General features: G+C 66.3%; 9 protein-coding genes. 3 read left to right on the forward strand and 6 right to left on the reverse strand.

The features are described from left to right. From ACIQRW_RS29775 to ACIQRW_RS29800, 6 genes are all read right to left on the reverse strand, one after another. A partial coding sequence (locus tag ACIQRW_RS29775; protein WP_403765907.1) for a hypothetical protein occupies positions 1-443 on the reverse strand: 443 nt, incomplete at its 3' end. A gap of 41 nt (positions 444-484) precedes the next feature. Then, complete coding sequence (locus tag ACIQRW_RS29780) at positions 485-1,234, reverse strand: thioesterase II family protein (protein WP_403765910.1); 750 nt, start codon at positions 1,232-1,234, stop codon at positions 485-487. A 62-nt stretch (positions 1,235-1,296) separates the two neighbouring features. Next, positions 1,297-2,406, reverse strand: coding sequence for an amidinotransferase (locus ACIQRW_RS29785; protein ID WP_403765913.1), 1,110 nt, complete (start codon positions 2,404-2,406; stop codon positions 1,297-1,299). Between the two features lie 183 nt (positions 2,407-2,589). Next, positions 2,590-3,909, reverse strand: a complete 1,320-nt coding sequence (locus ACIQRW_RS29790) for a carbamoyltransferase C-terminal domain-containing protein (protein ID WP_403765916.1) — start codon at positions 3,907-3,909, stop codon at positions 2,590-2,592. A 10-nt stretch (positions 3,910-3,919) separates the two neighbouring features. Then, positions 3,920-8,371, reverse strand: a complete 4,452-nt coding sequence (locus ACIQRW_RS29795; RefSeq protein ID WP_403765919.1) for an amino acid adenylation domain-containing protein — start codon at positions 8,369-8,371, stop codon at positions 3,920-3,922. A 373-nt stretch (positions 8,372-8,744) separates the two neighbouring features. After that, on the reverse strand, positions 8,745-9,305 hold the full coding sequence (locus tag ACIQRW_RS29800) for a helix-turn-helix domain-containing protein (protein ID WP_403765922.1): 561 nt from the start codon (positions 9,303-9,305) through the stop codon (positions 8,745-8,747). 361 nt (positions 9,306-9,666) lie between these two features. Here ACIQRW_RS29800 and ACIQRW_RS29805 point away from each other — a divergent pair, with 361 nt between their 5' ends. From ACIQRW_RS29805 to ACIQRW_RS29815, 3 genes are all read left to right on the forward strand, one after another. Then, positions 9,667-10,932, forward strand: coding sequence for an MFS transporter (locus tag ACIQRW_RS29805; protein WP_403765925.1), 1,266 nt, complete (start codon positions 9,667-9,669; stop codon positions 10,930-10,932). A gap of 208 nt (positions 10,933-11,140) precedes the next feature. After that, on the forward strand, positions 11,141-11,230 hold the full coding sequence (locus ACIQRW_RS29810; RefSeq protein WP_403766305.1) for a hypothetical protein: 90 nt from the start codon (positions 11,141-11,143) through the stop codon (positions 11,228-11,230). Positions 11,231-11,897: 667 nt separating this feature from the next. Beyond that, positions 11,898-12,833, forward strand: a complete 936-nt coding sequence (locus ACIQRW_RS29815; protein WP_403765928.1) for a polyprenyl synthetase family protein — start codon at positions 11,898-11,900, stop codon at positions 12,831-12,833. Positions 12,834-13,089: the final 256 nt, after the last annotated feature.

The raw sequence follows: 13,089 nt of genomic DNA on the forward strand, positions 1-13,089 counted from the left end.
GAGCTGATGACCGGGCGGGGTCGGTCCAGGGGCAGCTGGAGGATGGCGGGAGCGTCCGCCAGCTCCGCACGCCAGAACTCCACCTGAGACGACAGATCGGTTTCGGGCCCCTGAGCCGTCACCCACAGCATGTGGTCGTCAGGGGCCAGTCGCACCAGGCCGGCACGGAGCAAGGGCTCGGCTGCGGAGCCCGAAGACCCTGAAGAGTCGAGTGCGAGGTCGAACGGCGCCAACGCTTCCTGCGTGACCCGCCGAAGCGCGGCGGCCTCGGGGTCCGGCTCCGCCGACACGTCCACGACCGGCAGGACAACCGGCGGCCGTTGGCCACCCGGGTGGCCTCCCGCGGAGTTCAACGTCGCTCCCAGCGCTTCGACGTCCAGCTCGCCCCTCAGTCGGACAGCGCCAGGTATGTTGTAGAACGGATTGCCCGATTCCAAGGTCACGTCAGCCCACTTTCCCGTTATGTGACATGGCAATGAGTAAGTCACAGCCCCATCAGGCTGCGCGCCGCCGCATCGACGATTGCCGTCACGCGTTTGACATTCGGTTCTAGAAAGAAATGATCGCCGTCGATCTCGACGCTCCGGAATCTCCCCGTCGTGAAGCGGGACCATTGCCGGACGTAACTCAGCGGAGTTCCCTCGTCCTGGCTCCCGTAGAGGCCGATCACCGGGATCGGCACTCCTCGCTCACGGATTCCCTGTGCCGCGTCCGACAGGTGCAGATCCGCCTTCAGCGCAGGCAGCATCATCTGTGCGAATGCCGGATCGGCCGCCAACTGCGCATGGAGGCCGCTCACGGATGCGAGCCGGCTGAGGAGTTCTGCGTCCGATAGGCCACGAGCGCTCGACCTCAGCGGGCCGCTCCACGGGGATCGCCGTCCGGAGACGAAGAGCACGGCATCGGATTCGCTCCGGTCGCCGAACAGTTCCTGCCCCACGCGGGCCGCCAGTGTCGCCCCGAGGCTGTGCCCGAACAGGACGGTCTTCTCGTCGGCCAGTGGTGCGATCGCCTCGACGAGTGCGCTCACCACCCGCTCGGCGTCCGCCTCGGCCGGCTCCGCGACGCGGTCCTCCCGGCCCGGAAGCTGGACCGCGTAGACATTGACCAGCCGCGACAGGTGGCGGGGCCAGTCCCGGAAGACCCTGGCCCCGCCACCCGCATAGGGAAGACAGATGAGATTGCACAGGGTCACGGGGCGATCCGGCGTAAGATTCTTGAGAATCTCACCCATCCTCCCCACCTCGCTCCGTGCGGTCGTTCCCTTTCGCGCGTGCAGTGTCGGGGATGTGCTGCTCAGTCAAGGTAGGACTCAAGCGTGCCCGTCCGGCGAACGTCCAGGGTGGCGCAGTGGAAAGAGCCGCCGAAGCTGTTGAAGTTCCGGAAGTTGCACGGAATCGGAGTGAATCCCCAGTTCTTGAACATCTGGATCATCGGTTCGTCCTGGGCTTCGACGATCACCCGCTTTTCGTCCAGCATGAGGATGTTCATGTTGATCCACTTGCTCGTCATGTAGAGCGGGTGCGAGTCGGGGATCACCGGAGCCGGAGCGGCCATCACGTCCCAGCCCTTGAACATGGAGGGAACGTCGAGCACGCGCTCGGGGTTGATGAGCAGCTTGCCGGGCGCCAACGGCGCGATGGTTGCGTCGATGTGCATGGGGTGCGGGTCGTCGAACTCCACCACCCTGACGCGGTACTCGTCACCCAGGCAGCGGCGGACCCACTCGATGCCGAACTCATTGGTGACGTTGCTCTTCTGCGCGACGATGTCGCGCCCGAAGCGGAGGAAGTCGGCGGCGTCGAAGGTGGGCTCGAACTCGGTCACCACCAGACGCGTCGGCTCGCCTTCTGCCGGCTCGGTCCAGTCGAGATCGTACTGGGCGTCCGTGAGCTCCGGCTTGGGGCCGGCGGTCCACCGCGCTCCGCTGTGGAAGTACTCCTTGAGCAGTGGCCGGTACGCCAGGGTCTCGTAGTAGCGCGACCGCCAGGCCATCGGGCACTCGATGATCTGGTCGCCCACGACCAGCAGGGCGTCGCGCGGCATCGCGGCGTACAACCCGGTGCTCGTCCACGCGCCGGTCGAGTAGGGCTGGGACTGCGGGATCGGCTCTGGGCGGCGCACGGTGACGCCCTCGCCCTCCAATATGCGGACGAACTCCTCCAGCTCCTCGCTGGCGGCCTTCACCTGGTCGGCCGGGAACGCCTGTCCCGCGTACTTCTGGAACGTGCCGTGCTGATTGGTGGGGAGCACCGGTGCCAGCGACGAGTGCCACGGCGGGAAATGAGCATCGTCCATGATGCCCACGATGACTTCTTCGAGCGGATCCCACTCCGTGTGGGACGAGACCTTGCTGCTCGTGGAGACCTGCGGTGTGTACTCGTCGGGGCGGAAGATTTCAGACATCAGGATGTTCATCCGTCCTAGTGGTGTGTGCGGGATGTTCGCTGGTGGACCCGTGGACGACGACGGGAGCGTCAGTCGTAGATGTACGAGTCCTTCTTGGAGAGCCGCTTTGCTCGCCGCCGCCAGGCGAGGTACCGGCCCAGTGAGCGAAACGGGCTCGTCAATTTGCCTATAACGCCGAATCTAGAAGACATTGATCCCATATTTCTTCGTGAACATCTGAGCGTCGTGGGCATTGTCGACCATCGGCTCGTCCTTGATGTTCAATGACGTGTTGAGCAGCATCGGAACGCCAGTCTTCTCGTACCACTCCTCCAGTACCTGGCGAAGTACCGACGAGCTGTCTTTCCTGACTACCTGGACGCGTGCTGTGCCGTCCACGTGCGTGACGCTTGCATAGTCGTGCAGGGCCCGGCTGGTGAACTGCATGTACTCGTTCATGGGGCCTTCGAAGTACTCGCCTGCGAACTCTTCCAGAATCGCGGGCGCGAACGGGCGGAAGAGCTGCCGCCGCTTGATGCGGTTCACCGTGTCCTTGAGGTCGTACCGGCAGTCCGCCAGGAGGCTGCGGTTCCCCAGCGCGCGCGGCCCGAACTCCGCCCGCTCCGATGCCACGCCGCAGACCTTCTCGGCCAGGAGCTCCTCCACGATCGCAGACGGGTTGGACCGCGGGAGCTCCGTCCCGAGATACGGATCGACCCACGTCAGCTTGGCGCGTCGAACCAGGGCCGCGGCACCGAGCGCGCTGCCCGCGTCACCGGGGTTGGGCATGATCCACAGGTTCTTGCCCTCGATGCGCGAGTTGGCGACGCAGTTGAGCGCGCATCCGCCCATGAGGACGAGGTTGTCCTTCGGGCAGAGCTTGACGAGCTCCAGCAGCTTCTCCTCGAAGAGCAGCTGGACGGATGCGGCCAGGTCCTCGTTGCGCGCGTCGGGGTAGATGTCGTCGCAGCCCAGGTGCAGATTCCTTTCCAGCAGTGGGCTCAGGTCGTAGCGGGGCTCCCCATAGGCGGCCATGCCCATCGTGATGTACTCGTCGGAATTCGGCTTGAGCCCGATGCGCTTGGTGATCGCGGAATAGAGCAGACCCAGCGAGTAGGGATAGCGCCAGCTGCGCACCTTCTTCATGTTGTCCCATATGGAAATGGTGTCCCATTCGCCGATCGCATCGACGACGAGGATGTTGCAGTCGTCAAAGGGCGCCGTGTAGTAGCCGGCTGCGGCATGGGACTCATGGTGAGAGAAGGAAACGTCTGCACGGGTGCGCCGACGCGCCAGCTTCTGCCCCGCGTAGAGCCGCCGCGTGGCCTTGAGCCAGGGGCGCTCGTAATACGCGACCGTATCGGCCTTGCGCATCATCTCAAGCTGTGTGGGATGCAGCCAGCGGTCTCCCTTCTCCCGGGAGTAGCGCTCGCTGTGTGAGGCGTGAATGATGTTCGTGTCGTCCAGAAGACATAGTGCAGCGTCGTGAAAGCCTTCCGAAAACCCCGCTATGAGTGCCAATGTGAACTCCTTAGTCGGTGACTGCTTCACGTATCGGCCGGTCTGGAGCGGCCAACCCGCTGGCAAGGATGTTGTTCCACAGGGCCAACATGTCGGCGATCTCCGCCTTCGAGTACAGCCCGTCACGACACAGGATCGACACCTCAAGGCCGTCCCCGACCGCGGTCACCTCCAACGAGAAGTCGTGTCGCACGCTGTCGCGGTCCTCCGCGTACTCGTCGATCGCAATCAAGGTGTCGCCCGCCACGCGGTCCGTGCTCTCTTCCTGGTTGAGCGCGAACCAGACCTCCATGTACGGGGTTTGGTTGGGGCGGCGTGGGGGGCGGGTGGCGGCGACGAGGAGGTCGAAGGGGAGGTCTTGGTGGTCTTGTGCGTCGAGGACGGTTTCGCGTGTGCGGTGGGTGACGTCGCGGAAGGTGGGGTTTGCGCCGAGGTCGGTGCGCAGCACGAGGTTGTTGACGAAGAACCCGATGAGGTGGTCGAGGTGGGGGTGGTTGCGGCCTGCGACGGGGGTGGCGATGACGATGTCGGTGTGGCCGGTGAGTTGGTGCAGGAGGATGTTGTAGGCGGCGAGGAGGACCATGAAGGGGGTGAGGCCTTCGTCGCGTGCCAGGGTGCGCAGGTCGGTGGTGAGTTGGGGGTCGAGGGTGAAGCTGTGGGTGTCGCCTTCCCACCGCGGATCGGCCAGTGGCTGCCTGTCGTAGGGCAGTTGCATGTAGGCGGGGGCTCCGTCGAGCTTGTCGCGCCAGTACGTCTCCAGCGCCTGCCTGCGATCCGCGGTCAGCAGCACCTCCTGCGACAGCGCGTAGTCCGCGTACTGCACGGGCAGGTCCGGCAAGGGCGCGGCCTCGGGTTCGCCCGCGCACAGCGCCGGGTAGAACGCGGCCAGCTCGTCCAGGAACACGGCGGTCGACCAGCCGTCGGTCACGATGTGGTGCATGTTGAGCACCAGGACGCTCTCCTGAACGCTGGTCACGATCAGCCGCGCGCGGAACAACGGGCCCCTGGCCAGGCGGAAGGGCGTGGTGAGCTCTTCCCGGATTGCAGCGTCCACGTCGTCCGGGCTGCCGTCGCGGCAGTCCACCACGGGCAGGGCGACCTCGTACGCCGGGCCGATCACCTGGACTGGGACCCCGCGCTCCGCCGCGAACACCGTCCGCAGCACCTCGTGCCGCGCAACGATGGCGCTCAGAGACGCCTGCACCACGTCGGGGCGCACCGGACCGCGGAGCCGCAGGATCAGGGGCGTGGTGTACGCCAGGCTTCCGGGCGTCACCTGGTCGGCGAGCCACAGCCTGCGCTGGCCGTACGACAGCGGTACCCGGTCCGAGCCCGCAGGTCGCGGCAAGGGCACGGGCCGCGGGCTCACTCCCCGCAGGCCTTCGATGTGACGGACGAGGTCATGGACGGTCGCGTGGCGCAGGAACTCGGAGAAGTCGATCTGCACCGCGAAGTTCTGCTCCAGGCGCGCGATGATGCGCGTCGCGCCGAGGGAGTCGCCGCCGAGCTCGAAGTAGTTGTCCGACACTGAGATCGGGCTGATCCCCAGGACGTCCTCCCAGGTGTCGGCGACGATGCTCATGGCCTCGGACATCGCCTCCCGGTTGCCGCGCTCCACCTGCGGCGGATCGATCTCCAGGAGCTTGCGCCGGTCGACCTTTCCGTTGGTGGTCAGTGGGAAGGCATCGACGTACGTGATGGTGCGCGGGATCATGCTCTCCGGCAGGACTTTCTTGAGCTGCGAGCGCAGCAGCGCCTCGTCAGCCGGAGCAGCTGTCGTCGCCCTCACGTAGGCACGCAGGAGCGAGGAGCCGTGCTTGTCCTTGTCGGCGACGACGGAGCATTCGGCGACCCCTTCGACCGAGCTAATGGCCGTCTCGACCTCGGCCGGCTCCACGCGGACGCCGTGGATCTTCACCATGTCGTCGCAGCGCCCGACGAATTCCAACTCGCCGTCCGGCGTGATGCGACCCAGGTCGCGCGTGCGGTACAACTGATGACCGCGCCGGTCCGTGAACGGATTCGGCACGAAGCTCTCCGCCGTCAGGGCGGGCCGGCCCAGGTACTCCTGGCCGACGCCGACACCGCCGATGTAGATCTCGCCGACCTCCCCCTGCGGCACCGGCTGCATCGACTCCGACAGCAGGTAGATGTCCGTGTTCGGCAGCGGACGCCCCGCGAGGTTCGAGGGCGAGTCGGCGCCGAGGACGCCGATCGTCGAGGAGATGGACCCCTCGCTCGCCCCGTACACCTGGCCCACGTCGGCGTGCGGCAGCCACTTCTTGACCAGCGCGTCCTGGAGGGCGTCGCCGCCCAGGACCAGCTGGGTGATCAGCGGGACGTCCTCGGGCTCGATCACCGCGAGGGGCCCGGGCGTTCCCATGTACAGCGTGACCGCATCGCGCCGCAGCGCTGCACTGATGACCCGCGCACCGCGCCGCTCCTGCCGGGGGACGACGCTCAGCTGCGCGCCGTTCAGCAGCGCCATCCACACCTCGGCGGACATCACGTCGAAGGAGGTGGTGGCGAGCTGGGCGATGTTGGTCGCGGTGCCGATGTCCATGGCCGCGCCCATCCCGAGCGCCCAGTTGCACAGTCCGTCGTGCGTGATGACGACGCCCTTCGGATGCCCCGTTGACCCCGAGGTGTAGACGACGTACGCGGGCCGTTTGGCCGCGGGGGCGCCCGCGGCGGCCCACTGCGACGACTCCTCCACGGGCGTCAGCCGCTCATAGTCCAGGGACGACCAGTCGTTCGGAGCCGTGTCGTCCTTGTGGGAGACCAGGACGGAGCAGCGGGCGTCACGCGACAGCCAAGCATTGCGCTCGGCGGGCGCGGCCGTGTCCAGGCACAGGTAGACCGCACCGATCCGGACGGTGGCGACGATCGCTACGACCAGGGCGATTCCGGGCTCCAGCGACAGCCCCACGACATCGCCCGTGCCGACTCCAGCGGCGGTCAGCGCTGCGGACACCGCCTGGCTCGACGTGTCCAGCTCGGCGTACGTCAGGAGCTCGCCCATGCACAGGAGTGCCGGCGCATCTGCATGCCGGCTGACGACGCCAGCGATCTCGTCGATCAGATTGAGGTCCAGCAGGTCCCCTCGCTCGGGGCCGGCGAGCGACTCGCCCTCCTTGAGCTCGGGCAGGCTGTTGTGACCGGCGGTGATCGGAGTGCCGCCCCGGGACGTGCCGTGCCGCAGTACGTCGACGAACCGCTCGCTCAGCGACGCGATCGTGTTCGCGTCGAACAGGTCGCTGCGGTAGTTGACTTGGATTTGCATACTGGTGCCCTCGAAAACCTGGAAGGTCAGGTCCAGCGACGAGCCGGGCAGTGGCGCCTGCGTCGGGGCCGCCATGAGGTCACCGATGGCGTACTCGGAGACGGACTCCGGCTGGTAGACCAGCGACGTCTGCAAGTACGGGGTTTGGTTGGGGCGGCGTGGGGGGCGGGTGGCGGCGATGAGGAGGTCGAAGGGGAGGTCTTGGTGGTCTTGTGCGTCGAGGACGGTTTCGCGTGTGCGGTGGGTGACGTCGCGGAAGGTGGGGTTTGCGCCGAGGTCGGTGCGCAGCACGAGGTTGTTGACGAAGAACCCGATGAGGTGGTCGAGGTGGGGGTGGTTGCGGCCTGCGACGGGGGTGGCGATGACGATGTCGGTGTGGCCGGTGAGTTGGTGCAGGAGGATGTTGTAGGCGGCGAGGAGGACCATGAAGGGGGTGAGGCCTTCGTCGCGTGCCAGGGTGCGCAGGTCGGTGGTGAGTTGGGGGTCGAGGGTGAAGCTGTGGGTGTCGCCTTCCCACTGCGGATCGGCCAGTGGCTGCCTGTCGTAGGGCAGTTGCATGTAGGCGGGGGCTCCGTCGAGCTTGTCGCGCCAGTACGTCTCCAGCGCCTGCCTGCGATCCGCGGTCAGCAGCACCTCCTGCTGCACCGCGTGGTCCGCGTACTGGAGGGGCAGCTTGGGAAGCGGCGAGGGCTCGCCCGCGCACAGCGCCGGGTAGAGCGCCGCCAGTTCGTCCTGCAGGACGATGGCTGACCAGCCGTCGGTCACGATGTGGTGCATGTTGAGCACCAGGACGCTCTCCTGAACGCTGGTCACGATCAGCCGCGCGCGGAACAACGGGCCCCTGGCCAGGCGGAAGGGCGTGGTGAGCTCTTCCCGGATTGCAGCGTCCACGTCGTCCGGGCTGCCGTCGCGGCAGTCCACCACGGGCAGGGCGACCTCGTACGCCGGGCCGATCACCTGGACTGGAACCCCGCGCTCCGCCGCGAACACCGTCCGCAGCACCTCGTGCCGCGCAACGATGGCGCTCAGAGACGCCTGCACCACGTCGGGGCGCACCGGACCGCGGAGCCGCAGGATCAGGGGCGTGGTGTACGCCAAGCTTCCGGGTGCCGCTTGCTCAGCAAGCCATAATCTCCGCTGTCCGTAGGACAACGCCTCCCTGCGGATTCCCGAGTTCAACGTGCGGCCCTCTCGGAGTTGTCTGTGCCTACTGCATCTCAGCCAGTGGATCTTAACGGTGAGATGAGTGGTGTCAACAGAATTTAAGGCGGGCGGAGATGTGCTCGCAGGGAGCGTAAGTCACCCTGCGATGAAAGAAGTCGGAGGTCACCGTGGAACAACCCGGCCCGCTACTTGACGCGTTGGCTGGGCGCTCAACGGGACCGGGCAGGCAGGGTCCCAAGCGCATGGAGTATGCATCGGTCATGGTATGACGGGCCGTGGCGGAGCGCCACAGGTCTCCAGATCATTAGCAGGTTCCTGCTACCGCGAGCAGGAGATTCGCCTGCTCAGTAGGGCTAGTGCATTGTCCACGAACGTTTGCCGGGGTTGATCAGGCGGCTTGAGGCCGTGGCCGTCCCCAGCGTTGTTGGCGTTCGCTTCGGACTTTGGCGCGTTCGCGGCGTTGGGCGGCCAGGACGTCCGGGTGGCGGGCATTGGCGTTGCGCCACCGCAGGTAGTCCTGCAGCTTCCGGGCCAGTGCCGGGTGGTTGGGGTGGTTGGAACCGCCCATGATGAAGTTCCGTAGAGGGCCGAAGAGCTTGCGGAGACTCCAGTGCGTGAACGGCTGCCCCAGTCCGACGGGGCGTGTCTTGGCCGTCGTGATGATGAACTCGCGTTCGTCATCGCTGATCAGGCGGGGACGGGCTCTCGCCCACCGAGGGTCCAGCGCGGCCAGGCCCCTCTCGTTGAACGCGTTGATCACGTCCCGAACGGTGTCCTCATGAGCGGTGACCAGCCGGGCGATCGCTGTCACCGGGGTGCCCGACGCCGACGCCATGATGATCAGAGCCCGTCTGACCCGCACGGACTCATGCCTGCCCCGCCGGACGATCCGCTGCAGCCTCTGTCCCTCTTCATCGGTTAACCGCCTTGCCCCGACCAACTCCGCCATTGACCTCACCCTCAACAGCGATCACGTTGCCATCAAGAGTGAGGCTGGCAGACCCCCACCGCGAACATCAACCGCCCCTGTCACCCGACCCGGCGAACATTAGTGAACAAGGCGCTAGATACCTCGCGTACTGGACTAAAACAGACCACGCTTCGGTGGTGCCCCGTGTCGTCCTTGGGTATTCGCTGTCCCATCAATCGGTAGTACCTTGACAGTGGTCAAGGCCGGGGGTTCAATGTGATCATATTCAAGCGGGATATCCAAAACTCACGGTTGAATAATTCTTGCTATCCGGGCAGTTCGCCCCATGAAGCGGACATTTTCTGCATCGAGGAGATACAGCAAGTGCGGGTCCCCTGATATGCGCGCCTCACGAGGTCCTCTGAAGAGTCGCAATTTCCGCTTGCTCGTGACCTGCAACGTCATTTCTGTTGCTGGCTCGTCGATTGCGAACGTCGCCATACCCTTCGCGGTTCTCGGGGTGGGCGGCTCGGCGACCGATGTGGGGTTCGTGGCGACCGCCAAGCTCATCCCCATCGTCGCGTTCCTGTTGATCGGCGGGGTGCTCGCGGACCGGTTGCCGCGTCATAGGGTCCTGGTGGCAGCGAATGGCCTGCAGGCTATCGCCGCAGGTGCGGCGGCTGCACTGATCCTCGGCGGGCACGCGCGAGTCTGGCAGCTGGCGGTGCTGGCCGCAGTGAGCGGCATCGGCGTGGCGATGAGCTATCCGGCGTCCCAGGGGCTGCTCCCACAAACGGTGCCGGCCGATCAAAGACCGTCGGCGGTATCCCTGGACCGCATGTCCAGGAACACGGCGTCCATTGGCGGAGCTGCGCTCGGCGGCGTTCTCATCGTGCTGTGGGGGCCGGGCTGGGGGCTCGTTTTCGACGCCGCGAGCTTTGCCGTCGCCGGAGCGCTGAGATTCCGGATGCAATTCCCCGGCCTGCCGCGGGTGCAGGTCTCCAGCATGCTGACCGACCTGCGCGCCGGCTGGCGCGCTTTCACTTCGCGTCGCTGGCTATGGATGATTGTTGCGCAGGCCGCGGTCATCACCACCGTGAGTTCGGCTCTGATCAGCGTGCTGGGGCCATTGGTCGCGCATTCCGATCTCGATGGCGCGAGCAGTTGGGGATTCATCGTGGCCGCCTACGGTTTCGGCGCGGTCGTGGGCGGCTTCGTCTTGCTCAGGTTCCGGCCCAAGCGAATACTCCTCGCCGGAATCCTGTCGCTTCCCGCTCTCTCCCTGTTGTTCTTCGCGCTCGCTGTTCCTCTGTCGACCCCTCTCGTCGTCGCAGCGTCGTTCCTGGCTGGGGCATTCCTGGAAGTATTCGAGGTGAGCTGGGTTATCACGCTGCAACAGGAAATACCGCCCGACGAGCTTTCCCGCATATCCTCTTATGACGCGCTGGGAAATTACGCGCTCGCCCCGGTGGGAATCGCCGCGGCCGGCGGGCTTGCCGGCTCCTTCGGGGCCTCGGTCATCCTGACGTTCAGCGGCGCCCTCATCGTGCTCCTCACCTGCGCTGTCCTCTTCGTGCCCGAAGTCCGGCACATGCGACGGCGGCTGCCCGCGCCTTCCGGCACCGGCGATGCAGTGACCGTTCCATCAGCGGCGGGCGACAACTGAAACGTAAGCATTCAGAAGGCCCGGTCGGGTGCTCGTCTCCTGACGATGCGATAGGTGGCGGGTGGGTGCAGAGCTGTATCAGTGGTCATGTTGTCGGGGCTGGAGTCTGCGTCGCCTGAGGATCTCCTCGTGGTGATCGGGACAGGTGGCGGTCGTGGAGGCTCAGGCGGCGGAACTGGCCGCGTCCAAAGAACGGTTGACGGAGCGGGTGGCGGAGTTGGAGCGTCGCTTGGGGCGCAACTCCCAGAACTCCTCGATGCGGACGTCCTGGGATACCTTCGGTCGGCCGGAGAAGTAGCCGCAGATCAAGAGCGGGCGCAAGCGGGGACGTCAGCCGCCGCCGTCAGGTCCGTGATATCCCGTTGACCACGGTGTAGGTGACCGAGTACCGGTGCCGATGCGCGTGCGGGACGGTGACCGCCGCGCGGATGTCCGATGAGATCGCCGGATCCCCCTCCCCTTTCCCCTCCTCCTACGGCCCGAACCTGCGGGGCGCTCGCTGTCTATCTGCTGGTCTTCCAGCGCATCCCCGCGGAGCGGACAGCGATCCTGATCCGGGATGTGACCGGAGCCGAGGCACCAACTGCTGCAGCGAGCGAGCACTCCGCCCGGTCAAGACCCACTTAAGATCTCCGGATGTCACCAAGCCGCCGACGGCGCCACGGCATGGCGTGCCGTGCGCTCCTGCCTCGACTCCGCCCGCAAACACGGGCTGAGCGCCTTCGTGGCCATCCGCAGCGCCTTCACCGGCGACCTCTGGATGCCACCCATCGAACAAGTTGCCTGATCAGGGCACTTCACACACCATCATCAATCAGTCGCATTCCTTCTGCATGCGTACACTGAAACCCTGTCAAAGATCTTTGGCCCGGGTGCTGGTCCGCCCAGATGAGGAGTGCTCTGTGAACGCAGTCCTACCCTTGGACGTTGTCGATGCGGCGCTGTCCAGAGAACTCGCTGCTGGGATGACGGAAGTGGAGAGACGGCTGATCGAGTCCGTGGCAACGGACAACGACGTTCTCGCCGCGGCGGCACGTCACTTGATCAGTGCCGGCGGGAAGCGCCTGCGACCGTTCCTGGTCTTCCTGGGAGCCCAGTTCGGCAACGAGCGCGACGAGCGTCTGGTGTCGGCGGCGGTCGCTGTGGAGCTGACGCATATCGGCACCCTCTACCACGACGACGTCATGGACGAGGCGACCATCCGACGCGGCGTGCCCAGCGCGCACCTGCTGTGGGGCACGCCGATCGCCGTCTTGACCGGGGACTTCCTCTTCTCCCGCGCGTCTCTACTGATAGCGGGTCTGGGCGACGAGGCGATCCAGCTCCACGCGAAGGCGTTCATGCGCCTCGTCGACGGCCAGTCGGCCGAGACGGCCGGACCACCGCAGAGCGAGGACGACGGCCTGGGCCACCACCTCGGTGTGCTGGGCAACAAGACCGCGTCGCTGTTTGCCGCCTCCGGTGAGCTGGGCAGCCTGCTGTCCGGCGCCTCCGCCGAGGTCACCGCGCGCATCGGCAGGGCCTGCGAGGCCTGGGGGATGGCCTTCCAGTTGTCGGACGACGTGCTCGACGTGACCAGCGAGTCAGAGGAGTCCGGCAAGGCTCCGGGAGCCGACCTCCGGGAGGGCGTTCCCACCCTGCCGATGATCTACGCGCTGCGCTCGTCGCACCCCTCGGACGCACGGCTCGTGGAACTGCTGCGTGCCGGCCAGCTGACGGACCCGGCACAGCACGCGGAAGCCCTGGCGCTCCTCCAGAAGCATCCGGCCATCGACATGGCCCGGGCCGAGGTGCGGGAGTGGGCTGAGGTCGCCCGACGGGAGATCCGGGCGCTGCCCGACGCACCGGCACGCGCGGTGTTTGAGGCGCTGTGCGATTTCGTCGTGGAGAAGACCCGCTGAACCCTCCGAATTCTTTGCACCCTCTGATTAGCGGCCGCCGATCCGGACCGGGCCCTGGTCATGGTCCTGCGGGCAGCCGGCCCGCTGGCGGAAGTCGCCGTACGGGACCGGTCCGTTCGCACGCGTCACAACGACCAGGCAGGAGGACCGGGAGCCAAGGCTGGGCCTGCGGGCCGACGGTCTGAGGTTCCCCTCGTAGCGTGGAGTCCGTGACAGCATGTGGCGTTCACAACGAGGCGGGGTCCCACCGCGGGTA

The organism is Streptomyces sp. NPDC091287, assembly GCF_044768525.1.
In the GTDB taxonomy this organism is placed as follows: domain Bacteria; phylum Actinomycetota; class Actinomycetes; order Streptomycetales; family Streptomycetaceae; genus Streptomyces.